Annotated in this window: 27 protein-coding genes and 2 pseudogenes; 18 read left to right on the top strand and 11 right to left on the bottom strand. The window is 73.4% G+C overall.

Annotated elements, in window-relative coordinates; translation table 11 throughout:
- The first annotated feature begins 231 nt into the window (after positions 1-231).
- Positions 232-1,749, top strand: coding sequence for a glutamate-cysteine ligase family protein (locus tag ABTZ58_RS21670; RefSeq protein WP_351358965.1), 1,518 nt, complete (start codon positions 232-234; stop codon positions 1,747-1,749).
- A 67-nt stretch (positions 1,750-1,816) separates the two neighbouring features.
- Positions 1,817-2,617: a CPBP family intramembrane glutamic endopeptidase gene (locus ABTZ58_RS21665; protein WP_351359030.1), complete on the top strand. Its 801-nt coding sequence runs from the start codon at positions 1,817-1,819 to the stop codon at positions 2,615-2,617.
- A gap of 49 nt (positions 2,618-2,666) precedes the next feature.
- Here ABTZ58_RS21665 and ABTZ58_RS21660 read toward each other — a convergent pair whose 3' ends face one another.
- Positions 2,667-3,518 carry a PhzF family phenazine biosynthesis protein gene (locus ABTZ58_RS21660; protein ID WP_351358962.1) on the bottom strand — a complete coding sequence of 284 codons (852 nt, stop codon included), beginning with the start codon at positions 3,516-3,518 and terminating at the stop codon, positions 2,667-2,669.
- 174 nt (positions 3,519-3,692) lie between these two features.
- Between ABTZ58_RS21660 and ABTZ58_RS21655 the strand changes: the two genes are divergently transcribed.
- The 4 genes from ABTZ58_RS21655 (at position 3,693) to ABTZ58_RS21640 (ending at position 7,452) form a co-directional block, all read left to right on the top strand.
- Positions 3,693-4,319 carry a PadR family transcriptional regulator gene (locus ABTZ58_RS21655; RefSeq protein ID WP_351358959.1) on the top strand — a complete coding sequence of 209 codons (627 nt, stop codon included), beginning with the start codon at positions 3,693-3,695 and terminating at the stop codon, positions 4,317-4,319.
- A 283-nt stretch (positions 4,320-4,602) separates the two neighbouring features.
- Positions 4,603-5,151, top strand: a complete 549-nt coding sequence (locus ABTZ58_RS21650) for a Clp protease N-terminal domain-containing protein (RefSeq protein WP_351358956.1) — start codon at positions 4,603-4,605, stop codon at positions 5,149-5,151.
- A gap of 75 nt (positions 5,152-5,226) precedes the next feature.
- Positions 5,227-6,231 (top strand): EamA family transporter, encoded by a 1,005-nt coding sequence (locus tag ABTZ58_RS21645; protein WP_351358953.1) that lies wholly within the window; start codon positions 5,227-5,229, stop codon positions 6,229-6,231.
- 228 nt (positions 6,232-6,459) lie between these two features.
- A complete protein-coding gene (locus tag ABTZ58_RS21640) occupies positions 6,460-7,452 on the top strand; it encodes a DMT family transporter (protein ID WP_351358950.1) in 993 nt (330 codons plus the stop codon).
- Between the two features lie 3 nt (positions 7,453-7,455).
- Here ABTZ58_RS21640 and ABTZ58_RS21635 read toward each other — a convergent pair whose 3' ends face one another.
- Positions 7,456-8,142 carry a pyridoxamine 5'-phosphate oxidase family protein gene (locus tag ABTZ58_RS21635; protein ID WP_351358947.1) on the bottom strand — a complete coding sequence of 229 codons (687 nt, stop codon included), beginning with the start codon at positions 8,140-8,142 and terminating at the stop codon, positions 7,456-7,458.
- A gap of 35 nt (positions 8,143-8,177) precedes the next feature.
- On the opposite strand from ABTZ58_RS21635, the gene ABTZ58_RS21630 reads away from it, so the two are divergent.
- Positions 8,178-9,509, top strand: coding sequence for an aminotransferase class I/II-fold pyridoxal phosphate-dependent enzyme (locus ABTZ58_RS21630; RefSeq protein WP_351358944.1), 1,332 nt, complete (start codon positions 8,178-8,180; stop codon positions 9,507-9,509).
- Here the strand turns inward: ABTZ58_RS21630 and ABTZ58_RS21625 are convergent.
- On the bottom strand, positions 9,500-10,453 hold the full coding sequence (locus tag ABTZ58_RS21625) for a DMT family transporter (protein ID WP_351358941.1): 954 nt from the start codon (positions 10,451-10,453) through the stop codon (positions 9,500-9,502). The genes ABTZ58_RS21630 and ABTZ58_RS21625 overlap by 10 nt on opposite strands.
- Positions 10,454-10,527: 74 nt before the next feature.
- On the opposite strand from ABTZ58_RS21625, the gene ABTZ58_RS21620 reads away from it, so the two are divergent.
- On the top strand, positions 10,528-11,430 hold the full coding sequence (locus ABTZ58_RS21620; protein WP_351358938.1) for a LysR family transcriptional regulator: 903 nt from the start codon (positions 10,528-10,530) through the stop codon (positions 11,428-11,430).
- Positions 11,431-11,445: 15 nt separating this feature from the next.
- On the opposite strand, the gene ABTZ58_RS21615 is transcribed toward ABTZ58_RS21620, so the two are convergent.
- Positions 11,446-11,916, bottom strand: coding sequence for a pyridoxamine 5'-phosphate oxidase family protein (locus tag ABTZ58_RS21615; RefSeq protein ID WP_351358935.1), 471 nt, complete (start codon positions 11,914-11,916; stop codon positions 11,446-11,448).
- Between the two features lie 80 nt (positions 11,917-11,996).
- On the opposite strand from ABTZ58_RS21615, the pseudogene ABTZ58_RS21610 reads away from it, so the two are divergent.
- Positions 11,997-12,415 (top strand): annotated as a pseudogene (locus tag ABTZ58_RS21610) (cysteine hydrolase); the annotation flags it as partial.
- Here ABTZ58_RS21610 and ABTZ58_RS21605 read toward each other — a convergent pair.
- Positions 12,402-12,890 carry a Rieske (2Fe-2S) protein gene (locus ABTZ58_RS21605; RefSeq protein ID WP_351358932.1) on the bottom strand — a complete coding sequence of 163 codons (489 nt, stop codon included), beginning with the start codon at positions 12,888-12,890 and terminating at the stop codon, positions 12,402-12,404. The pseudogene ABTZ58_RS21610 and the gene ABTZ58_RS21605 sit on opposite strands and share 14 nt — an antisense overlap.
- Positions 12,891-13,089: 199 nt before the next feature.
- Here ABTZ58_RS21605 and ABTZ58_RS21600 point away from each other — a divergent pair, with 199 nt between their 5' ends.
- Both ABTZ58_RS21600 and ABTZ58_RS21595 read left to right on the top strand, forming a co-directional pair.
- Positions 13,090-13,845, top strand: a complete 756-nt coding sequence (locus ABTZ58_RS21600) for a HipA family kinase (protein WP_351358929.1) — start codon at positions 13,090-13,092, stop codon at positions 13,843-13,845.
- A complete protein-coding gene (locus tag ABTZ58_RS21595) occupies positions 13,842-14,255 on the top strand; it encodes a DUF3037 domain-containing protein (protein ID WP_351358926.1) in 414 nt (137 codons plus the stop codon). Before ABTZ58_RS21600 ends, ABTZ58_RS21595 begins: the two co-directional genes overlap by 4 nt.
- A 24-nt stretch (positions 14,256-14,279) precedes the next feature.
- On the opposite strand, the gene ABTZ58_RS21590 is transcribed toward ABTZ58_RS21595, so the two are convergent.
- The gene (locus tag ABTZ58_RS21590; RefSeq protein WP_351358923.1) at positions 14,280-14,756 is read right to left on the bottom strand and encodes an excalibur calcium-binding protein; all 477 of its coding nucleotides are present in this window, start codon (positions 14,754-14,756) and stop codon (positions 14,280-14,282) included.
- A gap of 229 nt (positions 14,757-14,985) precedes the next feature.
- On the opposite strand from ABTZ58_RS21590, the gene fabG reads away from it, so the two are divergent.
- The 5 genes from fabG to ABTZ58_RS21565 all read left to right on the top strand — a co-directional run bounded on the left by fabG (position 14,986) and on the right by ABTZ58_RS21565 (position 19,689).
- Complete coding sequence (fabG, locus tag ABTZ58_RS21585; protein ID WP_010041288.1) at positions 14,986-15,747, top strand: 3-oxoacyl-ACP reductase FabG; 762 nt, start codon at positions 14,986-14,988, stop codon at positions 15,745-15,747.
- A 13-nt stretch (positions 15,748-15,760) separates the two neighbouring features.
- Complete coding sequence (locus ABTZ58_RS21580; RefSeq protein ID WP_351358919.1) at positions 15,761-16,519, top strand: SDR family oxidoreductase; 759 nt, start codon at positions 15,761-15,763, stop codon at positions 16,517-16,519.
- Between the two features lie 191 nt (positions 16,520-16,710).
- Positions 16,711-18,297, top strand: a complete 1,587-nt coding sequence (locus ABTZ58_RS21575) for an ABC transporter substrate-binding protein (RefSeq protein ID WP_351358916.1) — start codon at positions 16,711-16,713, stop codon at positions 18,295-18,297.
- Positions 18,298-18,387: 90 nt separating this feature from the next.
- Positions 18,388-19,071: a uracil-DNA glycosylase gene (ung, locus tag ABTZ58_RS21570; RefSeq protein WP_351358914.1), complete on the top strand. Its 684-nt coding sequence runs from the start codon at positions 18,388-18,390 to the stop codon at positions 19,069-19,071.
- A gap of 126 nt (positions 19,072-19,197) precedes the next feature.
- Positions 19,198-19,689: a hypothetical protein gene (locus ABTZ58_RS21565; protein WP_351358911.1), complete on the top strand. Its 492-nt coding sequence runs from the start codon at positions 19,198-19,200 to the stop codon at positions 19,687-19,689.
- 76 nt (positions 19,690-19,765) lie between these two features.
- Here the strand turns inward: ABTZ58_RS21565 and ABTZ58_RS21560 are convergent, their stop codons facing one another.
- The 3 genes from ABTZ58_RS21560 to ABTZ58_RS21550 form a co-directional block, all read right to left on the bottom strand.
- Positions 19,766-20,347, bottom strand: a complete 582-nt coding sequence (locus ABTZ58_RS21560) for a hypothetical protein (protein ID WP_351358908.1) — start codon at positions 20,345-20,347, stop codon at positions 19,766-19,768.
- 112 nt (positions 20,348-20,459) lie between these two features.
- On the bottom strand, positions 20,460-20,972 hold the full coding sequence (locus ABTZ58_RS21555) for a DinB family protein (RefSeq protein ID WP_351358905.1): 513 nt from the start codon (positions 20,970-20,972) through the stop codon (positions 20,460-20,462).
- A gap of 43 nt (positions 20,973-21,015) precedes the next feature.
- On the bottom strand, positions 21,016-21,606 hold the full coding sequence (locus ABTZ58_RS21550; protein ID WP_351358902.1) for a TetR/AcrR family transcriptional regulator: 591 nt from the start codon (positions 21,604-21,606) through the stop codon (positions 21,016-21,018).
- An 81-nt stretch (positions 21,607-21,687) separates the two neighbouring features.
- Here ABTZ58_RS21550 and ABTZ58_RS21545 point away from each other — a divergent pair, with 81 nt between their 5' ends.
- On the top strand, positions 21,688-22,872 hold the full coding sequence (locus ABTZ58_RS21545; protein ID WP_351358899.1) for an FAD-dependent monooxygenase: 1,185 nt from the start codon (positions 21,688-21,690) through the stop codon (positions 22,870-22,872).
- 13 nt (positions 22,873-22,885) lie between these two features.
- A complete protein-coding gene (locus ABTZ58_RS21540) occupies positions 22,886-23,791 on the top strand; it encodes a Gfo/Idh/MocA family protein (RefSeq protein WP_351358896.1) in 906 nt (301 codons plus the stop codon).
- Here the strand turns inward: ABTZ58_RS21540 and lnt are convergent.
- Both lnt and ABTZ58_RS21530 read right to left on the bottom strand, forming a co-directional pair.
- Positions 23,715-25,289 carry an apolipoprotein N-acyltransferase gene (gene lnt, locus ABTZ58_RS21535; RefSeq protein WP_351358893.1) on the bottom strand — a complete coding sequence of 525 codons (1,575 nt, stop codon included), beginning with the start codon at positions 25,287-25,289 and terminating at the stop codon, positions 23,715-23,717. The genes ABTZ58_RS21540 and lnt overlap by 77 nt on opposite strands.
- Positions 25,290-25,358: 69 nt before the next feature.
- A pseudogene (locus tag ABTZ58_RS21530) lies at positions 25,359-25,677 on the bottom strand (hypothetical protein).
- Positions 25,678-25,752: the final 75 nt, after the last annotated feature.

Raw genomic sequence — 25,752 nt, 5'->3', positions numbered from 1 at the left:
CCGCGGACCGGTCGGCCCATTCTCGTCGGCGTTTTTCACGAGTTCGCGGTGCCGCGAAACCTGTGCTGCGCGCCATGCCGGGCGAATGTGCCACCGGTCACAGATGACCAGCCTAGCGGTCGGCGGGCCCGTCCGGGACGTTATCGATCGCTTTCACTGGGCATCCTCCACCTGACCGGGAGGCCGACGGCCGGATCCCGGCCGGCATCATCCATGAGGAGGGACACGTCGATGGGCGAGAAGGTCGTGGCAGGGCGGTTCGACCTGTCCGATCGCCAGCGCTACCGCGACAAGCTCCGTCAGTGTCTGACGGGCCTGGAGCGACTCCTGGCGGAGAAGCGGTTCGATCGCCCGAAGAACCTCATGGGGCTCGAGATCGAATTGAATCTGGCCGGTGCCGACGGCATGCCGAAAATGTTGAACGGGCAAGTCCTGGAGCGGATCGCGAGCCGCGATTTCCAAACAGAGCTCGCCATGTTCAACCTGGAAGTGAACATCCCTCCCCACCCGTTGGGAGGCCGCGTATTCGACCGGCTGGCGGAGGAACTCCGTACGTCGCTGGCATATGCCGACCGGAAAGCCGGAGAGGTCGACGCGGGAATCGTGATGATCGGCATCCTGCCGACCCTCGACCGTGACGACCTGGTGTCGTCGAACCTCTCCGACGTCGACCGCTACACGCTTCTCAACGACCAGATCGTGGCCGCTCGGGGCGAGGAGTTCACCCTCGACATCGACGGCGTCGAGCACCTCAGCTGCACCTCGAAGTCGATCGCGCCGGAGGCCGCCTGCACGTCCGTGCAGTTGCACCTGCAGGTCACCCCGGGCCGGTTCGCCGACGTGTGGAACGCGGCCCAGGCGGTCGCCGCCGCGCAGATCGCCGTCGGCGCCAACTCGCCCTTCCTTTTCGGCCGGGAGCTGTGGCGCGAGTCGCGGCCCCCGCTGTTCCAGCAGTCGACCGACACCCGCCCGCCCGAGCTGCAGGCCCAGGGCGTCCGCCCGCGCACCTGGTTCGGGGAGCGCTGGGTGGAGTCGGCCTACGACCTCTTCGAGGAGAACCTGCGCTACTACCCGGCGCTGCTGCCGATCTGCGACGACGAGGACCCGCTGGAGGTGATCCACCGGGGCGGCGCCCCGACGCTCGCGGAACTCGTCCTGCACAACGGCACCATCTACCGCTGGAACCGCCCCGTCTACGACGTCGCCGACGGCGTGCCGCACCTGCGCGTGGAGAACCGCGTCCTGCCCGCCGGGCCCACCGTCATCGACGTCGTCGCCAACGCCGCCTTCTACTACGGGGTCGTCCGCGCCCTCGCCGAGGAGGCCCGGCCGGTGTGGACCCGGCTGCCCTTCGAGGCGGCCGCGGCCAACTTCGACGCGGCGTGCAAGGACGGCATCGACGCCCGCTTCACCTGGCCCCGGCGGGGCCGGTACGGCGGCACCACCGAGGTCGACGCGGTCAATCTGGTCCGGGACGAACTGCTGCCGCTCGCCGAGGCCGGGCTGGACGCCTGGGGCGTCGAGCCGGCCGACCGCGACCTGTACCTGGGCGTGATCGAGGAGCGCTGCCGGCGCCGGACGAACGGGGCGAGCTGGCAGGCCGCGACCTTCCACAAGGCCCTCGACGCCGGCCTCGGCCGGGAGGAGGCGCTGGCCGCCACGACCCGGCGCTACCGCGAGCTGATGCATCAGGGGGACCCGGTGCACAGCTGGCCGGTGGGGCTGCCCGAGCCGGTGTCGCTGGGCTGACGCGCCTGCGGGGCGACGACCCCCTGCCGCCATACTGATCCGACGGATCGGTGAAGTGGAGGCAGGGGTGCAGGCGGAGGCGAGCCCGGTGGACGGTCCCATTCCCCAGCAGGGGCTCTCGCGGCGGATGCTCCGCAACGAGACGCTGCTGGTCCTCGCGCTCTCGCTGGGCGCGAGCGGCGTCTCCGCGCTGATCAGCTTCACCGGGTCGGTGACCAGGCCGGGCGGGCTGAAGGACCAGGCGGCCACGATGAACGCCTCGGCCGCGCCGGGCCGCCCCTGGCTCGACCTCGCCTGGCAGCTCTTCGGGATCGCCACGGCCCTGGTGCCCGTCGCGCTCGTCGCGCACTTCCTGCTGCGCGAGCGGGCGAGCCTGCGCACGATCGGCTTCGACCGCACCCGTCCCTGGCCCGACCTCGGCCGGGGGGCCGCGATCGCGGCGGTGATCGGCAGCACCGGCATCGCCTTCTACTTGGCGGCCCGCGGACTGGGGTTCAACCTCACCGTGGTGCCCGAGGCGCTGCCGGACGTGTGGTGGAAGTACCCCGTGCTGATCCTCTCCGCGATCCAGAACGCGGTGCTGGAGGAAGTGATCGTCGTCGGCTACCTGCTGCGCCGCATGGGCCAGCTGGGCTGGACGCCGACGGCCGCACTGGTGGGCAGCTCCGTCCTGCGCGGCTCGTACCACCTCTACCAGGGCATCGGCGGTTTCATCGGGAACATGGTCATGGGCGTCGTCTTCGTCCACCTCTATCGCCGCTGGGGCCGGGTCGGCCCGCTGGTGGTGGCCCACTCGCTGCTCGACATCGGGGCGTTCGTGGGTTACGGGCTGCTGGCCGGCAAGGTGGGGTGGCTGCCGACGGCGTGAGACACCGGCGACGGGGCGTACGACAGCGTCGTACGCCCCGTCGTCCGTCTCAGAGGCCCGCTTCGGCCTTCTCGTACGCCCCTTCGTCCAGCAGTTCGCCGTCGATGACCGTGACGGCCCGCCCGGTCAGCAGGGTGCGGTCGCCGCGCAGCTCCGTGTGGACGCGGCCCGAGCGGGACGAGGCCTGGAACCCGGTCAGGGCGGGGCGGCCGAGGCGCTCGGACCAGAACGGGGCGAGCGCGGTGTGCGCGCCGCCGGTGACGGGATCCTCGTCGATGCCGACGTTCGGGAAGAAGCAGCGCGAGACGTAGTCGTAGCCGCGTCCCGGGTCCTCGGCGCGGGCCGTGGCGATGACGCCGCGCTCGGAGTGGGCGGCGAGGGCCCTCGGGTCCGGGCCGAGGGCGCGGACGGTCTTCTCGTCGGCCACTTCGACCAGCAGGTCGCCGACGTAGGGGCCGGTGTCGAAGGCCGTGAGCGGCTCGGTGCCGAGCACCTGGGCGAGACCGGCCGGCGGGTCGACCCGGGTGAGCGGGGCCGTCGGGAAGTCCAGGGCGACGGAGCCGTCGTCCGCCCGCGTGGCGACGAGGACGCCGCTGCGGGTGGCGAACCGCACCGGGCCCTCGTGGGCGCCGGTGGTGTGCAGGACATGGGCCGTGGCCAGGGTCGCGTGGCCGCACATCGCGACCTCGGTGACCGGCGTGAACCAGCGCAGCGCCCAGTCGGCCTCACCGCCCGGCGGGAGGGGGTGGGCGAAGGCCGTCTCGGCGTGGTTGACCTCCAGGGCGACGTGCTGCAGCCAGCTGTCGTCCGGGAAGGCGTCCGCGCCGTCCAGGAGCAGGACACCGGCCGGGTTGCCGGAGAAGGGGCGATCGGTGAAGGCGTCGACGATTCGGATCCGCATGTCCTGAAGCTAGAGGCTTCGCGAAGTCGCAGGCCAAGGCCAATTCATGAGTCCTGGACCGGTTCCGTGGGGCCGGGGCCCGCACGCCTCCACAGGCCGGGCCTTGCCGACCCAACGTTACCGATATATCGTTGAAGCGTCGCGACAGATCAACGATGGAATGGAGTGGTTGCGATGCGTACCCATGGTTTCGAGCACGGCCACGGTCACGGCGGACCGCGTCACGGCCGGGGCGGTTTCGAGAGTCTGCGTGCGGCCTTCGGGCCCTTCGGCCCTGGCGGCCCCAACTGGGGAGGGCCCGGAGGCCCTGGTTTCGGCCCCGGTCCCTGGGGCGGCCGGGGGCGGGGCGGGCCGAGGGGAAGGGCACGGCGCGGTGATGTCCGGGCCTCGATCCTGGCCCTGCTGCAGGACCGGCCGATGCACGGCTACGAGATGATCCAGGAGATCGCCGAGCGCAGCGGCGGGGCGTGGAAGCCGAGCCCCGGCTCGGTGTACCCCACCCTGCAGCTGCTGGAGGACGAGGGGCTGATCGTCAGTGAGTCCGAGGGCGGCAAGAAGCTGTTCTCGCTCACCGAGGCGGGCCGCGCCGCCGCCGGCGAGGGCCCCGAGGCGCCCTGGGAGGAGGCCTCCCGCGGGGTCGACTGGGAAGCTCTGGGCGAGATCCGGCAGGCCGGCTTCGGTCTGATGGAGGCCTTCGGCCAGGTCTGGAAGACCGGCAGCAAGGAGCAGCGGGAGAAGGCGCTCGGCGTCATCAACGAAGCCCGCAAGAAGCTGTACCTGATCCTCGCCGACGAGGACTGAGGGACACCTGCGTCCCCCCTCGTGCGGCAGGCGCAGCCAGGCGCCCCTGGGGTGCTCCGAGGGCGCTTCGGCGTGCCACCGCGCCGCGCGGCCGGAATGCGGGGGCGGAACGCAGCCGCGTGGGCCTCGACGTTCGGCGCTGGCGAACCGTCAGCCGCGAGGGAAACGGCCTGATCTCCTCCGTAAGGAGGAGATTCCGGTCGGCGATGTCCACTTCCCGTGGGACGCGAAGATGCTTCCCGCCGAGGATGCCCCGGGTCCGCCGGGCTGATGGGGTGGGGATGTGCAACCCCGTATCCCCCGGCAGTCGGCCCTTGAGCACGGCACCCACCGCGCGGACAACGATGCCAGGCTCAGCGACGAGCTGGCCTCGGTGATCGGCGGTGCCCGCCGCAGGGCGGTCCGGGACGGGGACCGGCAGATCGACACCGCCCATCTGCTCCACTCGCTGCTGGAGTCCGGCCCCGAGGCCCGGGCCGTCGTCGGCGACGGGCCGCAGCTCGCGCGGCTCCTCGGCTACCTCGTGCAGCGCAGCATCGGCTACGGCCTGCGCTGGCAGAGCGGCGTCGAGGACTCGGGGGGCGTGCCCGTGGTGAGCGGGAGCACGTGCTTCTCACCGCTGGCGGCGGCCGCGATGGAGTACGCCTGCGCGCGCGCCGCCGGGCGCGAAGAACCGGCCCGCGGCACCGACCTGCTCGCGGCGATCGTCGTCGACCCGCAGTCCCGTGCCGTCGAGGTGCTCGAACGGGCCGGAATCGACGCACGCGCGGTCTTCGCCCGCCTCGACGGCTGCTCCGGCGTCACCGAGGAGTACGGCGAAGCCACTCACTGAGCCGGGCCGTTCCGCCGTCCAGGCAGTGAGACAGGTGCCATAGGGGATGACGCTCCTGTCATCGCCTGTCATCATGTGCCGGTGCCTACGTCTGACAGCAGCCCGAGCGGGCGCGGCAAGGGAGCGGGCCTCGGCCTGGCGCTCCTGTCCGCGGTCGCCTTCGGCGGATCCGGTGTCGCGGCCAAGCCGCTGATCGAAGCGGGACTCGACCCGCTGCACGTGGTGTGGCTCCGGGTGGCCGGGGCGGCCCTGGTGATGCTGCCGCTCGCCGTGCGCCACCGCGGGCTGCTGCGCCGCCGCCCCGGACTGCTGGCCGGCTTCGGGCTGCTGGCGGTCGCGGGCGTCCAGGCCTGCTACTTCGCGGCGCTCTCCCGTATCCCCGTCGGGGTGGCGCTGCTCATCGAGTACCTGGCGCCCGCCCTGGTGCTGGGCTGGGTGCGGTTCGTGCAGCGGCGGCCCGTGACGCGTGCCGCCGCGGTCGGTGTGGTGCTCGCCGTCGGCGGTCTCGCGTGTGTCGTGGAGGTCTGGGCGGGCCTGCGCTTCGACGCCCTGGGGCTGCTGCTCGCGCTCGGCGCGGCCTGCTGCCAGGTCGGCTACTTCGTCCTGTCCGACCAGGGCAGCGACGCCGGCGACGAGGCACCCGACCCGCTCGGCGTCATCGCCTACGGTCTGCTCGTCGGCGCCGCCGTGCTCACCGTCGTCGCCCGGCCGTGGAGCATGGACTGGTCCGTGCTGACCGGCACCGCACGCATGGACGGCACGCCCGTCGCCGCCGTGGTCCTGCTCGCCTGGATCGTCCTCGTCGCCACGGTCGTCGCGTACGTCACCGGCGTGATCGCCGTACGCCGGCTCTCCCCGCAGGTCGCCGGGGTCGTGGCCTGTCTCGAAGCGGTCATCGCCACGGTCCTGGCCTGGGTGCTGCTCGGCGAGCACCTCTCGGCTCCGCAGCTCGCCGGCGGGGTGATCGTGCTGGTGGGCGCGTTCATCGCCCAGTCCTCGACGCCCACGAAGGGCTCGGGGCAGCCGGTGGCGAGCGGTGGCCCGGAAAGGGAATTGTCCCGGCGCGGAACCAGCGCATAGGGTGCCGGTCATGCCTTCGAACGCACTCGTTCTTCCGCCTCCGGCCGCCTGAGGCGGGCCCTCCGGAATCCGTGCCCGGCGCACTCGCCGCCGGGCCGAACGGTGCTGCCCGCAGACGAAGTCCGCGAACCCCGCTGATCACGACCGATCCGGGGCCCTTCCCGAACTTCCGCGCACCCGCGCCGCCCCCAGGGCGCCGCGTGCCGTGCGCGTCTGCGGAGAGAACACGTGTCGCACACTGCCTCCGGCCTGCCCATCGGGCGAGGCCTTGTCTATCTGATCGTCGCCGGTGTCGCCTGGGGCACCGCGGGCGCGGCCGCCTCCCTGGTCTACCGGGCCAGTGACCTCGGGCCCGTCGCCCTCTCGTTCTGGCGTTGCGCCGCCGGCCTCGTGCTGCTGCTCGCCGTGCGCCTGGTACGGCCGCGCACCAGGACCGCCGTTCGCGAGCCGCTCGGCCGACGAGCCGCGCGGGCCGGGGTCACCGGGCTCGGGCTCGCGGTCTTCCAGACGGCGTACTTCGCGGCCGTCTCGGCCACCGGCCTCGCCGTCGCCACCGTCGTGACCCTGGGTGCCGGGCCCGTGCTCATCGCCCTCGGCGCGCGGCTGACCCTGGCCGAACGCCTGGGCCGGGGCGGGGCGGCCGCCGTCGCGGGTGCCCTGGCCGGGCTCGGGGTCCTCGTCCTGGGCGGTGGCGGCGCAACCGTACGCCCCTCCGGCGTGCTGCTGGCGCTGCTGTCCGCGGCCGGGTACAGCGTGATGACGCTGCTCACCCGGCGGTGGGGCCGCGACGGCGCGGCCGACGCCTCGGGGACGGCCGTCGAGGCGTTCGCCGTGACGAGCCTGTGCCTGCTGCCCTTCGCGCTCGCCGAAGGGCTGGTGCCGCACACCGCCGAACCCGTGCGGCTGCTGCTCCTGCTGGCGTACGTGGCGGCCGTGCCCACCGCCCTCGCCTACGGCCTGTACTTCGCGGGCGCGGCCGTCGTCCGGTCCGCCACCGTCTCGGTCGTCATGCTGCTGGAACCCGTCAGCGCGGCCGTGCTCGCCGTCGTCCTGCTCGGTGAGCGGCTGACGGTGGCGACGGTGGCCGGAACCCTGTTGCTGCTGGGTTCGGTGGCGGGACTCGCCGTGGGGGAGGCGCGGACGCCCGGGGAGCGGGTGGTGTTCGTCCGGCGGCGGCCGCGGGCCGCCGCCGGACGGTCGCGCAGTACCCCGCGCCCCTAGGGATCACCTGCCCTGGAGGTAGTCGGGAAGTGCCGTGTCCGCCGCCAGGGCGGGGTCGGGGATCGGGGTGCCGTAGGTCTTCCGGACCGGGACGACTCCTGCCCAGTGGGGGAGGGAGAGGTCCTCGGGCTCGTCGTTCACGCCGCCGGTGCGGAGCTTGGCGGAGACCTCGTCGAGCTCCAGGCGGAGCACGGCGGTCGCGGCCAGCTCCTTCCTGTTGGCCGGCCGGGAGTCGGCGGAGCGGCCCGCGACGACGTGGTCGACCAGGGCGTCCAGCGCCCGGCGCTTCTCCTCGGGGTCCGTCACGTCGCGGGCGACGCCGTGCACCACCACCGAGCGGTAGTTGATCGAGTGGTGGAAGGCCGAACGGGCCAGGACCAGGCCGTCGACGTGGGTGACGGTCAGGCAGACCGGCAGGCCCGGGTCGGCCTGGCCGGCCGCCCGCAGCGGGCGCGAGCCCGTCGAGCCGTGCACGTAGAGCACCTCGCCGACCCGGGCGTACAGCGTGGGCAGCACGACGGGCGCGCCGTCGCGGACGAAGCCGAGGTGGCAGACGTAGGCCTCGTCGAGTATCGCGTGCACCAGGTCCCTGTCGTACGAGGCGCGGTCCGGGGAGCGCGTGGGGACGGTGCGGTCGGTCGGCGTGTAGGCGGTCGCGGGCTGCGACGGCGTCCGGGTGGTCCCCTGCATGGCGCTCCTTATTGCACTAGTGCATAATATGTTTTGTGCTAGGAGAGTATCCGATCAGTGGGCGTCGCGCAGCGGACATTTCCGCGAGCGTGGAGCGCGCGGTGGGCGCCGGTGCGCTGCGGCCAGGACAACCGCTGCCGCCCATGCGGGAGTTGGCGGAGCGACTCGGGGTCAACCCCAACACGGTCGCGGCCGCCTACCGGACCCTGCGCGAACGGGGCGTCATCGAGACCGCGGGCCGCCGCGGCAGCCGGGTGCGGCCCGCGCCGGCCACGACCGGGCGGGACCACATCCGGGTCGACGTCCCCGAGGGCGTGCGGGACGTGGCGAGCGGCGATCCGGACCCGGCCCTGCTGCCGCCGCTCGCGGGCGCGTTCGCGGCAGCCGCCGTCGAGGGCGATCGCGCGCCCGTGCTCTACGGGGCGGACCCGCTGGACCCGGAGCTGGCCCGGATCACCCGTGCCGGCTTCGACGCCGACGGGGTGCCGGACGGCCCCCTCGCCGTGGTCTCCGGCGCCCTGGACGGGGTCGAGCGGGTGCTCGCGGCCCACCTCAAGCCCGGCGACACCGTCGCCGTCGAGGACCCCGGCTGGGGCCGCACCCTGGATCTCGTGCCGGCCCTCGGGCTGCGGACCGTCCCCGTCGGCGTCGACGACGAGGGACCGCGCCCGGACGACGTGCGCCGGGCCCTGGAGGCCGGGGCGCGCGCCCTGATCGTCACCGACCGGGCTCAGAACCCGACCGGCGCGGCGGTGAGCGGCCCACGCGCGCGTGCCCTGCGGTCCCTGCTGCGCGCGCACCCGGAGGTGCTGCTCATCGAGGACGACCACGGTCACGGCATCGTCGACGTGCCCCTCCATCCGCTGGCCGGGACCACCCGGCACTGGGCGTTCGTCCGCTCGGCCGCCAAGGCCTACGGCCCCGATCTGCGCCTGGCGCTGCTCACCGGGGACGACGTCACCGTCGACCGGGTCCGCGGCCGGCAGCGGCTCGGGCCCGGCTGGGTGAGCCGGCTGATGCAGCGGGCCCTGGTGCGGCTGTGGACCGACGGCGCGGTCGACACCGGCGAGGTGGCGGCCGCGTACGGGCGGCGGCGGGACGCGTTGATCGGGGCGCTGGACCGGCACGGTGTCGCGGCGCACGGGCGCAGCGGCATGAACGTGTGGGTGCCCGTGCCGGACGAGACCGGAGCGGTCGCCCGGCTGCTGCACGCCGGCTGGGCGGTCGCACCCGGCGCCCGCTTCCGGATGAGCGCGCCGCCCGGCATCAGGGTCACCGTCTCGACGCTCACCGCGCGGGAGACCGAGATCCTGGCCGGGGCGATCGCCTCGGCCCTCGGCCCGGCCCCCCGGCGCGGCTACGTCTGAGGAACCGCCCGGGGCTTCGGGCGCACCTGGGTCAGCGCGGCCCCGGCCAGGACGATCACGGCCCCGACCGGAGTCGACCAGGCGAGGGACTCGCCCAGGAGCACGACACCCGCGGCCGTGGCGATGACGGGGATGAAGTACGTGACCATCTGGGCGGTCGTCGGGCCGACCTCGTCGACCAGGCCGTACTGCAGGAGCACCGCGAGGCCGGTGCCCAGGGCGCCCAGGGCGGCGACGGCCAGCAGCGGCACGACGGACAGGCTGCCGGGCAGCGTCGTGAACAGCGGCGTGACCACGGCCAGCTGCACCGTCGCCAGGAGCAGCTGCGCGCCGGTCATCGACAGGTTCGAGTGGCCGGTGCCGGCCAGGGTGCGGCGGACGTAGATCCAGCCCACCGGGTAGCTGAGGGAGGCCAGCAGGGCCAGCGCCGTGCCCGTGGCGTCCAGGCCGTGGAAGCCCTGCCAGGCGCCCAGCACGGTCAGCACGCCCAGGAAGCCCAGTCCGAGCCCGGCGACCCGCACCCGGGTCGGCCGGTCCTCCGACAGCGCGACCAGCGACAGCGCCATGCCCCACAGCGGTGAGGTCGCGTTGCAGATGCCGGCCAGGGTGGACGGGATGGTCAGCTCCGCGTACGCGAACAGGGAGAACGGCAGGGCGTTGAGCAGGAACGCGGCGACCGTCAGATGGGCCCAGGTGCGGGCGCCGCGCGGCAGCCGCTCGCGCCGGACCGCCATCGCGGCGGCCAGCACCGCCGTACCGAACACCAGACGGCCGAGCGTCACCTGGAACGGGGCGTATCCCTCGGTCCCCACTTTGATCAGGAGGAAGCTGAAGCCCCAGATCAGGGACAGCGCGGCGAAGCGAAGGCGCCAGTCCAGGCGGCGGCCGGGCGGTGCGGGTCGGGCGGTGACGGCCCGGTCGGATGAGGTGGTGACGGTGGTCATGGATTCCACGATGCGGGACACCACTTCGTAGCACAATCGAGATTTCGCACTCGGTATTGCGTAGCATTGCTTACATGTTGAATCTGGAGCGCCTGCGCACCCTCGACGCCCTCGCCCGGCACGGCTCGGTCAGCGGTGCGGCCGAGGGCCTGCACATCACGACCTCCGCCGTCTCCCAGCAGTTGTCCAAGCTGGAGCGGGAGGTCGGCCAGCAGCTCCTCGCGAAGAACGGCAGGGGCGTGCGGCTCACCGACGCGGGCCGGCTGCTCGCCGAGCACGCGGCGCGGATCCTGTCCCAGGTCGAGCTCGCCCAGTCCGATCTGGAGGCGCAGCGCGGGCAGGTCGTCGGCGAGTTGCGTCTGGCGGCGTTCCCGACCGCCGCACGCGGGCTGTTCCCGCAGGCACTGTCCGCACTGCGGGAGCGGCACCCCGGGCTCCGGTTGCGCTCCTGCGAGCTGGAACCGGAGCGGGCCATCGCCGGAGTCGTCCGCGGCGACCTGGACCTGGCCGTGGTCCTCGACTGGTACAACAAGCCGATGGCGCTGCCCGAGGGCCTGGTCAAGGCGTCGATCCTGGACGACCCGGCCGATGTCGCCCTGCCGGCGGACCACCGGCTCGCGGGGCGCGCGGAGGTGGACCTCGGTGAGTTCGCCGACGACGAGTGGATCACCTGGGCGGACGGCGAGTTCTGCCACGAGTGGCTGATGTTCACGCTCCGCTCGAAGGGCATCGAGCCGATCATCGGCCATCGTGCGGCCGAGACGCACACGCAGCTCGGGCTGGTCGCCGCCGGCCTCGGGGTGTGCATCGCGCCGCTGCTGGGCCGCCACCCGGTGCCCGAGGGGGTGGTCACCGTCCCGGTCAGCCAGCGGGTCCGGCGGCACGTGTACGTCGTCTGGCGTGCGGACGCCGACCGCCGCCCGTCGATCCGGGCCGCGGTGAAGGCCCTGCGGGAGGCGGGGGAGAGCGTCGGCTGACCGCCCGCCCGGCGCTTACTGCCCGGCCAGCTTGCGGAAGTCCCAGGAGACGACCTTCTGCGGGGTCAGCCGCAGCCAGGCGTGCCGGCCGTCGTGCGGCATCTCCTCCAGGCCGAAGTTCTTCCGCGCGAACAGCGTCTCGGGCACGTCCAGTTCGGCGCACAGCTCACCCGTGCGCGGGATCTCGCCGACGAACTCGACGGTGCCCGACACCTCGGCGCCGCGCAGCTCGTCGTACTCCTCACCGGTGTCCACCACGATCGCCACGCGCGGATCGCGCCGCAGATCGGTCCACCGCTTGCTGCGCACGACCGAGTACAGCCACATCGAGGTGCCGTCCCAGGCGAACCACAGCGTGCTCACGTGCGGGGCGCCGTCGGCCGAGACCGTGGCGACCCGGCAGGTGCGCTGGGTGCTGAGGAAATCGTCCAGTTCACCCGGTGTCATCATGATCTTCCGGCCGCGGCGCTGCTGCGTGACGGTCATGCTCCCCCTCTTTCCTTCTCTCACGTCGTGTCAGAGGTGATCCTCTGACATCACGTCAGAGAAGCACGGGTTCCCTTCGCGAGGAAGGCGTCCTCGGAGGCAGCGCGCTGCCCGAACTCGCCGCGCGGCACGCTCCGGCGGGGTGCCCGGCAACATCGCCCGGCCCGTGACCCCCGCGCGCCAGGCGGCGTCCAGGTCGTCCACCCCGTCGTCGAGCGCCGCCCCGACGACCGCGGCGCGAGCCGCGACGCCCGCCACTTCCGCGCCGCCGCAAGCCGGTCGTCACCGGGAGGCGGCCGACGGGCGATTCCCGACGCCGTGTCCGACGCCGTGAACCGCGGCTACACCGACGTCGTCCCGGCGGACGTCATCGCGGGAGTGCCCTGCGACCACACCCGCGATGATCCGCCACACCCTCGCGTCGGTCGCCACGGTCGCGACCACGGACGAGATGCCGGCGTGCTTCACGCGTCCGCGCTGCGGGCTCAGGCGAGCGTGATCGAGTCCCCTTCGACGGTGATCTTCATCTCGGGCAGCGGCTTGGTCGCCGGACCGCTCTTCACGCTGCCGTCGGTGATCGAGAAGTTGCTGTTGTGGCAGGGGCAGTTGATGACGCCGTCGGCGATGCTCTTCACCGCGCAGCCCTGGTGGGTGCAGGTGGCGGAGAACGCCTTGAACTCGCCCGCGGTCGGCTGGGTGACGACCACCTTCTGGTCGGCGAAGACCTTGCCGCCGCCCTCGGGGATGTCGGCGGTCGACGCGAGCGCGCTGCCGCCCGCGGCGCCTCCGCTCGACGGGGTGCTGCCCGCCCCCTGGTCGCCCTGGGCGGTTCCGGAGGAGTCCGCGGAGCCGGACGAGCCGTCGTCCGAGCCCCCGCACGCGGTCAGCGCGACGGCGAGACCCGCCGCTCCGGCCGCCGCCACGACGGTACGACGGGCCGGACCCGATGCGGGCTGGAGCGATGCGCTGGTCATACTGGCTGGTCCCTTCGGGGGTTTCGATGATCTGCCGGGAGGTACGGCCCCGGCGGACCGCCTGTTCAGACGGTGCGGAAATCCTGACCCGCCCGGAGGCGGGTGTGCACCAAACCCCGCTGTCGGTTCGCTGTCGGTTTCCCGCCCGCCGCCACGGCGCCGGTGCGAGGGCCGGCCGATCGGTCAGTAACCTGGGGCGATGCTCAAGGAAGTGATCGCGACCCGCTTCATCGCGCCGCTGCGCGAGGGCGGTTCGCTGCCGGGCCTGGTCGAGGCCGACGACTTCGGCACATACGTCCTGAAGTTCACCGGCGCGGGACAGGGCCGCAAGACGCTCGTCGCCGAGGTGGTCTGCGGGGAACTGGCGCGCCGGCTCGGGCTGCGGGTGCCGCGCCTGGTGACGGTCGAGCTCGATCCGGACCTGGGGCTGGGCGAACCCGAGGAGCAGGTGCAGAGCCTGCTGCGGTCCAGCGGCGGCACCAACCTCGGCATGGACTTCCTCTCCGGCGCGCTCGGCTTCGACCCGCTCGCCTTCCGGGTGAGCCCCGAGGAGGCCGGCCGGATCGTCTGGTTCGACGCGCTGGTCAACAACGTGGACCGGTCCTGGCGCAACCCCAACCTGCTGATGTGGCAGGGCGAGCTGTGGCTCGTCGACCACGGGGCGACCGTGATCTGGCACCACAACTGGCCCGGCGCCGAGGCCTCCGCGGGCCGCCCCTACGACGCCTCCGACCACGCGCTGGCGCCCTTCGGGCCGGACGTCCGCGCCGCGGCGGCCGAGCTGGCGCCCCTGGTCACCGAGGACCTCCTCGCCGACGTCACCGGGTGCGTCCCCGAAGCCTGGCTCGCGGACGAGCCCGGCTTCGACACACCGGACGACCTCAGGCGGGCCTACGCGCGACCGCTGCTCGCCCGGGCAGCCGTCATCCACGACCGCATCCAGGGGATCCAGTGAGCGACCGGCACATCATCAGGGGCGGACCGCGCGAGCGCCAGGTCTACGAGTACGCCGTCCTGCGCGTCGTCCCGCGCGTCGAACGGGGCGAGTGCGTCAACGCCGGGGTCCTGGTCTACTGCCGTGCCGCGGCCTACGTCGGCGCGCGCACCCACCTGGACGAGGCCCGCCTGCTCGCCCTCGACCCGCGGGCGGACGTGGCTGGTGTCCGGGCCGCCCTGCGCGCGGTGGAGGGCGTCTGCGCGGGCGGCACCGCGGCCGGCCAGGCGGCGGCCGACGACCCGGGCCGCCGCTTCCGCTGGCTCGTCGCCCCCCGCTCCACCATCGTCCAGCCCGGCCCCGTCCACACCGGCCTGACCACGGATCCGGCGGCGGAGACGGAGCGGTTGCTGGACCTGCTGGTGCGGTAGCCGCACGCGGGGCGCCTGGGGCGGTCAGCGCCGGCGGCGGCGCCTGACCAGGTGACCAGCCATGAACGCGGCACTCGCGGCGAAGGTCGGGCCCAGGCCCACGTCCCGGTCGCTCGGACCGGCGGCCACCGCCCCTCCGGTCCCGCCGCGTACGCCCTGGGAGGGGTGGTGGCCGGCCTGGTCGCGGCGGGCGCCGTGACGCAAGGCGTGCTCGTGGCCGGCGTGGCGGTCACGGACGCGGACGGCCGGGCGGAAGCCGTGGGGGAGACGACGCCCGTGTCCCGGCGCGGCAGCGCCTCGCACGCGATGCCGTCGTCCGGGCCCCCGGTCCTCGTCCAGCCGGTGCGGATCGCTCCGGTCCGCGTCGAACACGGCCTGCACGTCCTCCTGGAAGGCGAAATCGCCGCAGTCCCGGTCGGACCGGGCATGAGCGGGGGCGGACAAGGGCACGATCGCGGCGACCGCGAAGAGCGTGCCGATGACACCGGTACGACGGCGCATGGTGCGTCTCCTTTCCGGCCACGAGGGGCTCGCGCTCCGACGCCAAGGGGAGACGGACGGCGGCCACCTGCGGTCCTGGGCCGTTCGGGTGGACCGGAGGCCTCGGCGGGCAGGCCGGCGGGGGTGATGGATCACATGCCGCGCCCGGCCGTTGACACCGCGTGCCAGGGCTTCTAGCGTCACACCCACTGAAGGCACTAAGCGGTCGCTCACCTGAGGAGAACGAGTCATGTCCACCACTGAGCAGCGGGTCGCCGTCGTCACCGGTGCCGCACGCGGCATCGGCGCCGCCACCGCCGTACGACTGGCCGCCGAGGGCCGCGCGGTCGCCGTGCTCGACCTCGACGAGGCCGCCTGCAAGGACACCGTCGAGAAGATCACCGCCGCCGGGGGCAAGGCCATCGCGGTCGGCTGCGACGTCTCCGACGAGGCGCAGGTCGAGGCGGCCGTCGCACGGATCACCGAAGAGCTCGGCGCGCCCACGATCCTGGTCAACAACGCGGGCGTGCTGCGCGACAACCTGCTGTTCAAGATGAGCGTCTCCGACTGGGACACCGTCATGAACGTGCACCTGCGCGGCGCTTTCCTGATGTCCAAGGCCTGCCAGAAGCACATGGTCGACGCGGGCTTCGGCCGGATCGTCAACCTGTCCTCGTCCTCCGCGCTCGGCAACCGCGGCCAGGTGAACTACTCGGCGGCCAAGGCCGGTCTGCAGGGCTTCACCAAGACCCTCGCCAAGGAACTCGGCAAGTTCGGCGTCACCGCCAACGCCGTCGCCCCCGGCTTCATCGCCACCGAGATGACCAAGGCCACCGCCGAGCGCGTCGGCATGGGCTTCGAGGACTTCAAGGCCGCCGCCGCCACCCAGATCCCGGTGGCCCGGGTCGGCGAGCCGGAGGACATCGCCAACGCCATCGCCTTCTTCACCGGCGAGGCCGCCGGGTTCGTCTCCGGCCAGGTGCTGTACGTGGCCGGCGGACCGCTCGACTAAGGACGAAGAGAGCATGACTTCCACGGAACTCTCCGGCAAGGTCGCCCTCGTCACGGGCGCCAGCCGCGGTATCGGCTACGGCGTCGCCGAGGCGCTCGTCGCGCGCGGCGACCGTGTCGTCATCACCGGCCGCAACGAGGACGCCCTCAAGGAGGCCGTCGAGCGGCTCGGCGCCGACCGCGCGGTGTACGTGGCCGGCAAGGCGCACGACGAGGCCCACCAGACCGTCGCCGTCGACCGCGCGATGGAGGCCTTCGGCCGCGTCGACTTCCTGGTCAACAACGCCGGCACCAACCCGGTGTTCGGGCCGATCGCCGACCTCGACCTGAACGTCGCGCGCAAGGTCTTCGAGACCAACGTCGTCTCGGCGCTCGGCTTCGCGCAGAAGACGTGGCACGCCTGGCAGAAGGACAACGGCGGCGCGATCGTCAACATCGCCTCCGTCGCGGGCCTGTCGCCCTCACCGTTCATCGGCGCCTACGGCGTCAGCAAGGCGGCGATGATCAACCTCACGGTGCAGCTCGCGCACGAGTTCGCGCCCGGGGTGCGGGTCAACGCGATCGCCCCGGCCGTGGTGAAGACCAAGTTCGCCCAGGCGCTGTACGAGGGCCGGGAGGAGGAGGCCGCGGCGGCCTACCCGCTCGGGCGGCTCGGCGTGCCCTCCGACATCGGCGGAGCGGCCGCGTTCCTCACCTCCGAGCAGTCCGACTGGGTCACCGGCCAGACGCTCGTGGTGGACGGCGGGATCTTCCTCAACGCCGGCACCGGCTGAGACGAGCCACCCGGCCCGGGCGCCCTGTGGACGGCACAGGGCGCCCGTGCCGTCGTAAAGCCACGCAAAGGGCGATGACAACGTCGTCAAAGGTTTATCGATCAAGAGGTCGTGTTCCGGGGAGGGTCAGGGGGCGTGGCACTGCGGTATGGTCTGCCGACCCTTGGTATGGCAGATCGAGGAGCGTGCGCGTGTTCAACCGGAACCGATGCCTGCGGCGGGTGGCGGCCATCGCGTCCATATCGTCCCTGGTCGCCGGATGCGGCGTCCTGTCGTCCGACACCCCGGACGACGCGGGGCCGATCGTCGTCGGCACCACCAGTGCCCCCAGCACGCTCGATCCCGCCGCGTCCTGGGACAGCTCCTGGGAACTGTTCCGCAACATCTACCAGACGTTGCTGAGCTACCCCACCGGTGAGACCACGCCCCAGCCGGACGCCGCCGAGCGGTGCCAGTTCAGCGACGCGTCGAACCAGGTCTACCGCTGCGAGCTGCGCGAGGGCCTGAAGTTCTCCAACGGCGAGGCGCTCGACGCCCGGGCCGTGAAGTACTCGTTCGACCGGATCCGCAAGATCAACGTCAACGGCGGGCCCGCCGGTCTGCTGGGCAGCCTCGAACGGGTCCAGGCGCCGAACGACCGCGAGGTGATCTTCCACCTCAACAAGCCCGACGCCACCTTCCCGTTCGTGCTCGCCACGCCCGCCATGTCCATCGTCTCGCCGAAGGACTACCCGGCGGACAGCCTGCGCAAGAGCGGCGACGTCGTCGGCTCGGGGCCGTACGCCCTCGACTCGTACGACGAGGGCGAGGAGGCCGTCCTCGTCAAGAACGACGCCTACCAGGGCTTCGCCCAGCGCCGGAACAACGCGGTCACCGTCCGCTACTTCCAGGACTCCGGCGAAATGGTCGAGGCCCTGCGGGACAAGCGGATCGACGTGACCTACCGCGGTCTGGCCGCCGGAGACGTCGTCGACCTGCAGAGCAAGACCTCCAAGGAGGAGGAGATCCAGCTCGTCGAGGGCACCGGCACGGACATCAACTACCTGGTGTTCAACCCGAAGGACGCCTGGGCCGACAAGAAGCCCGTGCGCCAGGCCATCGCGCAGGTCGTCGACCGGGCGGCGATCGCCCACAAGGTCTACAAGGACACCGTCGACCCGCTGTACTCCATGGTCCCCAAGGGACTCACCGGCCACACCACCGGCTTCTTCGACGACTACGGCGACCCCGACGTCGCCAAGGCCCGCAAGATCCTCACCGAGGCCGGCATCAACCAGAAGGTCCCGCTGACCTTCTGGTACACGAGCGACCGCTACGGCTCCGAGACCGCCGCCGAGTTCAAGGAGCTGAAGCGCCAGCTGGAGGACTCCGGCCTGTTCTCGATCAGCCTCAAGAGCCGCCCCTGGAAGACCTATGTGGAGGGCTACCAGAAGGGCGAGTACCCGGTGTTCGGACGCGGCTGGTTCCCCGACTTCCCGGACGCCGAGAACTTCATCGCGCCCTTCGTCGGCGAGCAGAACGCCCTCGGCACGCCCTACCCGGCCCCCGAGATCACCGGCGACCTGCTGCCCCGCTCGCGCCGTGAGAGCGACCGCGCGAACGTGGAGAAGGAGTTCGAGGAGGCCCAGCGGATCCTGGTGGACGACGCGCGGCTGCTGCCGCTGTGGCAGGGCCGGCAGTACGTGGCGGCGAGCCGGGACGTCTCGGGCGCCGAGCGGGCCCTGGACCCGTCGACGATCATGATGTTGTGGGAGCTGCACCGCAAGACTGCCTGGTGACGCGGGCGGTCGGGGCTCGCGGGCGCGTTGTCAGTGGTCGCCGGTAGGTTCTGAGGCCTGCAAGTGACCGCACATCGTGAGGACGTTGACGTGACCGACATCGCCATGCTGCCCGAGTCCTGGCGCGGGGTTCTGGGTGACGAGCTGCAGCAGCCCTGGTTCAAGGAGCTGACGGAGTTCGTCGAGGAGGAGCGGGCGAAGGGTCCCATCTACCCGCCGCGCGAGGAGGTCTTCGCGGCGCTGGACGCCACGCCGTACGACCGGGTCAAGGTGCTGATCCTCGGTCAGGACCCGTACCACGGCGAGGGCCAGGGCCACGGCCTGTGCTTCTCCGTGAGGCCCGGGGTGCGGATCCCGCCGTCCCTGCGGAACATCTACAAGGAGATGCACGAGGAACTGGGCACCCCCATCCCGGACAACGGCTATCTGATGCCGTGGGCCGAGCAGGGCGTGCTGCTGCTCAACGCGGTGCTCACGGTCCGGGCCGGGGAGGCCAACTCCCACAAGGGCCGGGGCTGGGAGAAGTTCACCGACGCCGTGATCCGGGCCGTGGCCGAGCGCCCCGACCCGGCGGTCTTCGTGCTGTGGGGGAACTACGCGCAGAAGAAGCTCCCGCTGATCGACGAGACCCGGCACGCGGTGGTCAAGGGCGCGCACCCCTCGCCCCTGTCGGCGAAGAAGTTCTTCGGCTCGCGGCCCTTCACGCAGATCAACGCGGCGGTGGCGGCGCAGGGCCACGAGCCGATCGACTGGACCATCCCCAACCTGGGCTGACGGCGGTCCCGCCGGGGGACGGACCGCCGGGTGCGGACGGGGCGGTGTCCGGAGCCGCCTGAGCCGGATCGGCTCCCGCTGCGGCTAGCGTCGGGGCGAACAGCCGGCGAGAGCGCGGAGGGCGTCGTGGCGGAGCGACAGGGGCAGGCGGCGCCGGACGCCGTGCTGACGCGGATCGGGCAGGTCGTCATGCTGCACCACGCGGGGGACCGGGAGGAGGCCCGCCACCGCCTGCTGGCCCTGTGGGCGGAGATCGGCGAGCACGGCGACCCGCTGCACCGCTGCACCCTCGCCCACTACCTGGCCGACACCCAGGACGACCCGGCCGACGAACTGGCCTGGGACCTGCGCGCCTTGGCGGCGGCGGAGGAGGCCGGGCAGGAAGCCCTCGCGGTGCTCGCGTTCTACCCCTCCCTGCACGTGAACCTCGCCGACGACTACGTCGGACTCGGCCGGTTCGATGCCGCCCGCACACATCTGCGGTGGGCCCGGGAAGCCGCCGCCGTCCTCGCGGACGACCGCTACGGCGAGGGCGTACGGGCGGCCATCGAGCGGCTTCGGGCCCGGCTGGGGGAGAGCGGCGGCGGGACGTGGACGCCGCCGCGGCAGCGGCCCTGAGACACGGCCGCGGCAGCGCCCCTCGGGACACGGGTCAACGCCCGTAGGCGTCGCGGCAGCGGCCCTGGGACGCCGGTCAACGCCCGTAGGCGTCGCGGCAGCGCCCTGGGACGCCGGTCAACGCCCGTAGGTCGCGGCAGATCGTCGCCTCCGGGCTGTCCGCCCGCCAGCCTCCGTAGCGCCGGCCCAGCGCGCACACACCCGTGCCGTCGGGGACCCGCTCGCGGACGTCCTGCCGCACCGGCTCCGACACGTCGGGGAGGTCGGCGCGCGGCCGCTGGGGGCTGCGGCGGGGTGACTCGGGACGGTCCGGGCGGTCCGGGCGGGCGGGCCGGGTACCGGCCTCGTGCCGGCCGGACGGCGGCCGCTGCCGCTCGGACCCCACCGCCGGGGGCGCGGTCGGAGGGGTCGCCGACGGGCCTGACCCGGCTGTGGCCGGCTTCGGGCGGCGGGGCCCCTCCTCGATGAGCTGCAGCGCCTCGCGGGCCGGCGCCTGCACGATCTGCGTCTGCGTCCGCCCGTCGGGCTGCGGCAGCGGCGGCCGGGACGGCGCCGCTGCGGGCCCCGGCGCGGAGGGCTGCCGGACCGTCGTACAGCCGGCGAGGGCCGAGACAGCCACGGTCACCAGGAGCGTCGCTGTGGTCGTCGTTCGATGCACCCGCGTCACTCTGGTGCGTCCGGCCCGCGCCCGGGCGGCGGACGGGCGGAGGATGCCCCGCACGGGTGATGTCCCGCCCCGTACGGAGGGCGCGGGCCCGCCGGGGCTGACGTCAGTCGCCGGTCGCGCCGTCGATGCGCTCGCGGAGCAGGTCGGCGTGGCCGTTGTGGCGCGCGTACTCCTCGATCATGTGGGTGTAGATCCACCGCAGGTTGAACCGCTCGCCGGTGCGCCGGTGCTTGCCCTCGGAGATGTCGTCCAGGGTGAAGCGGGCGGCGTTGGCGCGGGCCGCCTCGATCTCGCCCTGCCAGGTGGTGTGGGCCTCCGCCCAGGTGTCGGCCTCGGTCAGGTGGAACTCGCCGTCCAGGTCGTCGTCGCTGAAGTACAGGGGCGGCGCGTCTTCGTTCGCCAGCACCCGGCGGAACCAGCTGCGCTCCACGTCCGCCATGTGCCGCACGAGGCCCAGCAGGGACAGTTCCGAGGGAGGCGCGGAGGCGGTCCTGAGCTGCTCGTCGCTCAGCCCTTCGCACTTCCACGCGAGGGTCTGCCGGTGGAACTCCAGCCACCCCTCCAGCATGGTGCGTTCGTCGGCGGTCGTGGCGGGCATGCTGCGTTCGGTCGTCATGGCTCCATCCTTTCCCGGCGCCCTGGGCCGCACCACGTATTTCTCAGCCCCGGAGCATCCCGTCGAGCAACTCCCGCAACCCGGCCCGCACTTCCGCCAGGCTCGGCGTGGTGGCGCCGAACGACCCCGCCACGCAGCTGAACATCAGCCCGTCCGCCCAGGCGATCAGCGACAGCGTGTGCCGGTCGGGGTCCGTGGAGCCCAGGCCGGTGACGAGGGCGGTGAGCTGGTCGCGGAAGCGGGCGCCCGTCGCGTCGAAGCACGCCCGCAGCTCGGGGCGGCGCGTCGCCTCCAGGGCCAGTTCGTAGCGGGCCAGCGTGAGCGCGCGGTGGCCGGTCAGGGCGCGGTGGGTCGCGAGGGCCAGGGCGTCCAGCAGTGGCTCGGTACCGGCGCTGGGGTCCGGCATCTCGTGCAGCGCGAGCACCCGCGCCTCGCGGTCGGCCAGCCGCCGCACCGCCAGCTCCAGCAGGGCCTGCCGGGTGCGCGCGACGTTCGACGTGGAGCCCTGGGGGAGCCCGGCCGCCTCGTCGACCGCACGGTGCGTCAGACCGCGCATCCCGCGCTGGGCGAGCAGGGCCAGGGCGGTGTCGGCGACGAGATCGGCGCGGGAGGGGCCGGTGGTGCGTACGGACATGACGGCCACGCTACCCGTCTCACTACAGGTGTAGTAACGTCGAAGGCGTACTACAGATGTAGTGAAGGGCGAGGAGGAGCCATGGCACAGTCGAGGCGAGCCGTCGTGATCGGCGGCGGGATCGGGGGCCTGACCGCGGCGGCGGCCCTGCACGCGCGCGGCTGGCGGGTCACCGTGCTGGAGAGGGCCCGCTCGCTGGAGCCGGTCGGCGCGGCCATCTCGCTGGCCCCCAACTCCCTGCGCGCCCTGGACGTCATCGGACTCGGCGACGAGATCCGCGCCCTCGCCGCCTGGGCGGGGGACGGCGGTCTGCGCACCCCGGGCGGGCGGTGGCTCGCGCGCACCTCGGCCGACGCCGCCGCCGCGCGCTTCGGCGGCCCGCTCGTGCTGCTGCACCGCGCCACGCTCATCACGAGCCTCGCCTCCCGGCTCCCGGCGGACACCGTGCGCACGGCCTCCGCCGCGACCCTCGCCGACCCGGGCGGCCCCGGCCGGCCCGCCCGCGTCACCACGTCCGACGGTGAGCTGGAGGCCGACCTCGTGGTCGGCGCCGACGGCATCCACTCCGCCGTGCGTAGCGCGCTCTTCCCCGGCCATCCGGGACCCGTCTACTCCGGCTTCACCACCTGGCGGGTCGTGATCCCCCTGCCCGGCGTGGAGTTCGCCTCGCACGAGACCTGGGGCCTCGGCCGGATCTGGGGCACCCACCCGCTCAAGGACGGCCGCGTCTACGCCTACGCCGCCGCCAGGACTCCGGCCGGGGAGAGCGCGCCGGACGACGAGCGGGCCGAGCTGCTGCGCCGCTTCGGCGACTGGCACGAGCCGGTCCCGGCCGTGCTCGCCGCCGCCCGCCCCCGCGACGTGCTGCGCCACGACGTCCACCACATCGCCGAGCCCCTGCCCGCCTACCACCGGGGCCGGGTCACCCTGGTCGGCGACGCCGCGCACGCCATGCCGCCGACCCTGGGCCAGGGCGGCAACCAGGCGATCGAGGACGCGGTCGTGCTCGCGCACCACTGCGACGACCCGGCCGCCTACACCGCCGCCCGGCTGCCCCGCACGACCGCCGTGGCACGCCAGGCCGTGCGGGTCGCCCGCCTCAACCTCATGACCGGCCGCGCCGGCGTCGCCGTCCGGAACACCGCCATGGCCGCCCTGTCCAAGGCCGGACCCGCCCTGTTCCTGCGCGGCTTCGACGGCATCGCCGACTGGCGGCCGCCGCAGCGGCCGTATGCTTCCCAGCAGTCCCCGGCAGGCAACCACTAGAGGAGAGCACCAGGTGAAGGTCGGCTGCATCGGACTCGGCGACATCGCGCAGAAGGCCTACCTCCCGGTCCTCGCCTTCCAGCCCGGCGTCGAGCTGCACCTGCAGACCCGCACGCCCGCCACCCTCGACCGGGTCGCCGACGGCCTCCACATCCCCCGCGAGCAGCGGCACGCCACCCTCGACTCCCTGCTCGCGGCGGACCTCGACGCCGCCTTCGTGCACGCCCCTACGCTGGTCCACCCGGAGATCGTGACGCGGCTGCTGGAAGCGGGCGTACCCACCTACGTCGACAAGCCGCTCGCCTACGAACTCGCCGACTCCGCGCGGCTGGTGGCGCTCGCCGAGGAGCGGGGCGTGAGCCTCGCCGTCGGCTTCAACCGGCGCCACGCCCCCGGCTACACGCAGTGCGCCGACCATCCCCGTGAGCTGATCCTGATGCAGAAGAACCGCGTCGGGCTGCCCGAGGACCCGCGCACGATGATCCTCGACGACTTCATCCACGTCGTCGACACCCTGCGGTTCCTGGCGCCCGGCGCGATCGACGACGTGAGCGTGCGCGCCCGCGTCCGGGACGGCCTGCTGCACCACGTGGTGCTCCAGCTCGCCGGGGACGGCTTCACCGCGCTGGGCGTGATGAACCGGCTCAGCGGCTCCGCCGAGGAGATCCTGGAGGTGTCCGGGCAGGACACCAAGCGGCAGGTGGTCAACCTCGCCGAGGTGGTCGACCACAAGGGGCAGCCGACCGTGCGGCGGCGCGGGGACTGGGTGCCGGTCGCCCGGCAGCGCGGCATCGAGCAGGCGGTGCTGGCGTTCCTGGACGCGGTGCGGGCGGGCAGAGTGCTCAGCGCCCGGGACGCGCTGGAGACCCATGAGCTGTGCGAACGGGTGGTACGCGCGGTTCAGGAGCGGACCGCCTGAGCCGCAGCGTCCGTACGCCCTCGCCGGCCGCCCACGCGGCGAGGACCAGCAGGGCGGCGTACACGGTCCAGTCGCCGTAGCGGACATACGGCGTGGTGCCGTGCGCGAGGGGGACGGCGTAGACCTGGCTCGCGGAGGCGTCCGTGCCGAGCCGTGAGCCGACGCGCTGCCCCTGCGGGCCGTAGACGGCCGAGACGCCCGTGAGGGTCGCGTGCACCATGGGGCGGCCGGTCTCGGCGGCGCGCAGCGCGGCCAGCGAGGCGTGCTGCGCGGGCGCCCAGCTGTGCTGGAACGTGGAGGTCGCGGACTGGCCGATCAGCACGTCGACGCCCTCCCGGGTGAGGTGGCGGGTCATGTCCGGGAACGCCGTCTCGAAGCAGACCATCGGCCCGGCGCGCAGACCGTCGCCCACGTCCATCACCACCGGCTGCGAGCCGCGCCGCCGGTCCTCCCCGGCGGCCTTGCCGACGGAGGTGGCCCAGCCGAGCAGCGAGCGGGCCGGGACGTACTCGCCGAAGGGGACCAGGCGCATCTTGTCGTAACGCTGCCCGGTCAGGCCGTCCGGCCCGACGAGGACCGAGCTCTTGTAGATGCCGGGCTTGTCGGAGCGCCGGGCGTCCACGTTGACCAGGATGTCGGCGCCCGTCGCGCGGGAGAGGTCCGCGAGGCGCCGGGCGAGGTCGGGCCGGTCGCCGAGGTCGAAGCCGACGCTGCTCTCACCCCACACGATCAGGTCGACGTCCCGCCCGGCGAGCCGGCGGGTGAGCTGCTCCTCGCGGTCGAACCGGCGCTCGCCACTGTCCGGACCGCCGATGACACCCGGCTGGACGACGGCGATCCGGACCTGGCCGTCGACGGCGGGGCGGGGCGCGAAGGTCCAGGCGGCGGAGGTGGCGGCGGCCGTGGCGACGAGCCCGGCCACGGCCGGCACCCGGGCGCGGCGGACCGCGACGAGCACGGCGACGGCCACGTTCAGCGCCACCAGCAGGAAGCTCAGCAGCCACACCCCGCCGACCGAAGCGAGCCGCAGCGCGGGTCCGACCTGCCACTGGCTGCTGCCGAGCATGCCCCAGGGACCGCCGAGCCCCTGCCAGGAGCGGACCAGCTCGACGGCCAGCCAGCCCGAGGGCAGCACCAGCAGCGCCACCGCGACCCGGGTCGGCGAGGGGACCCCGCCCAGGAGGTGGCGCACCAGCCGGCCCCAGGGGCCCCACAGGGCGCCGAGCAGGGCGGCCAGGACGAACGTGAACACGTGCAGGCTCGGCAGCAGCCAGTGGTGCATGGCCAGCATGAAGCCGAAGCCGCCGCACCAGCCGTCGTAGAAGGCCCGTTTCCCCGTCGGAGCGGTGCGCAGCAGCAGGAGCCACGGGACCAGCGCGACGTAGGCCCACCACCACAGGGCCGGGGCGGGAAAGGCGAGGACCGGGAGGGCGCCCGCGGCCGCGGCCGCGGCGGAGCGCCGCCAAGGGGAGGCGAGCCAGTGGCCGAGCGTCTTCATAGGCGCCTCCTACCCCGCAGGTGCCTCCAGTGTGCGCCCGGCGGACGATCTAGGACAGCGGAGGCCGGGTCAGTCGACCACAGGTGCCGCGGGCCGCTCGGGAAGGCGCCGCCACTTCTTCCCTACGACCACCTCGCTCAGCCGTCGGCCCTCCTCCGCGCGCAGCAGCGTGAAGGCGTACCGGCCGCCGCACACGAAATCCGGCGCGCGCCACGCGGCGACCGCACCGCCCTCGGTGCCGCCGGCCGAGCGGTGGTCCGCCCGGTCCCCGGGGCGCGAACAGCCCCCGGCAGGCGTCCCACCCGCCGTCGTCGACCGCCACCGCGTGGTCGGTGACCAGCCCGTCGACGGCCGGCCGGTCCCGCACGGCGGCCACAGGCTGCGTCATCGGCTCCGGGTTGGGCATGGCGGGTGGCGGGCCAAGGGCCGTGCGCGATATTCGGTGGCCGCGGGCGGCCGTGGC

It is taken from the genome of Streptomyces sp. NPDC094143, from assembly GCF_040303825.1.
Taxonomy (GTDB): domain Bacteria; phylum Actinomycetota; class Actinomycetes; order Streptomycetales; family Streptomycetaceae; genus Streptomyces.
The sequence above is the reverse complement of the archived record's forward strand: the minus strand, read 5'-3'. Positions and strand labels throughout refer to the sequence as shown.

What these genes read in the sequence shown, in the direction of transcription:
- ABTZ58_RS21670 (WP_351358965.1), top strand. Translation starts at nt 232, where the DNA reads ATGGGCGAGAAGGTCGTGGCAGGGCGGTTCGACCTGTCCGATCGCCAG.
- ABTZ58_RS21660 (WP_351358962.1), bottom strand. Translation starts at nt 3,518, where the DNA reads ATGCGGATCCGAATCGTCGACGCCTTCACCGATCGCCCCTTCTCCGGC.
- ABTZ58_RS21655 (WP_351358959.1), top strand. Translation starts at nt 3,693, where the DNA reads ATGCGTACCCATGGTTTCGAGCACGGCCACGGTCACGGCGGACCGCGT.
- ABTZ58_RS21635 (WP_351358947.1), bottom strand. Translation starts at nt 8,142, where the DNA reads ATGCAGGGGACCACCCGGACGCCGTCGCAGCCCGCGACCGCCTACACG.
- ABTZ58_RS21625 (WP_351358941.1), bottom strand. Translation starts at nt 10,453, where the DNA reads ATGACCACCGTCACCACCTCATCCGACCGGGCCGTCACCGCCCGACCC.
- ABTZ58_RS21620 (WP_351358938.1), top strand. Translation starts at nt 10,528, where the DNA reads ATGTTGAATCTGGAGCGCCTGCGCACCCTCGACGCCCTCGCCCGGCAC.
- ABTZ58_RS21615 (WP_351358935.1), bottom strand. Translation starts at nt 11,916, where the DNA reads ATGACCGTCACGCAGCAGCGCCGCGGCCGGAAGATCATGATGACACCG.
- ABTZ58_RS21605 (WP_351358932.1), bottom strand. Translation starts at nt 12,890, where the DNA reads ATGACCAGCGCATCGCTCCAGCCCGCATCGGGTCCGGCCCGTCGTACC.
- ABTZ58_RS21600 (WP_351358929.1), top strand. Translation starts at nt 13,090, where the DNA reads ATGCTCAAGGAAGTGATCGCGACCCGCTTCATCGCGCCGCTGCGCGAG.
- ABTZ58_RS21590 (WP_351358923.1), bottom strand. Translation starts at nt 14,756, where the DNA reads ATGCGCCGTCGTACCGGTGTCATCGGCACGCTCTTCGCGGTCGCCGCG.
- fabG (WP_010041288.1), top strand. Translation starts at nt 14,986, where the DNA reads ATGTCCACCACTGAGCAGCGGGTCGCCGTCGTCACCGGTGCCGCACGC.
- ABTZ58_RS21580 (WP_351358919.1), top strand. Translation starts at nt 15,761, where the DNA reads ATGACTTCCACGGAACTCTCCGGCAAGGTCGCCCTCGTCACGGGCGCC.
- ABTZ58_RS21555 (WP_351358905.1), bottom strand. Translation starts at nt 20,972, where the DNA reads ATGACGACCGAACGCAGCATGCCCGCCACGACCGCCGACGAACGCACC.
- ABTZ58_RS21550 (WP_351358902.1), bottom strand. Translation starts at nt 21,606, where the DNA reads ATGTCCGTACGCACCACCGGCCCCTCCCGCGCCGATCTCGTCGCCGAC.
- ABTZ58_RS21545 (WP_351358899.1), top strand. Translation starts at nt 21,688, where the DNA reads ATGGCACAGTCGAGGCGAGCCGTCGTGATCGGCGGCGGGATCGGGGGC.
- lnt (WP_351358893.1), bottom strand. Translation starts at nt 25,289, where the DNA reads ATGAAGACGCTCGGCCACTGGCTCGCCTCCCCTTGGCGGCGCTCCGCC.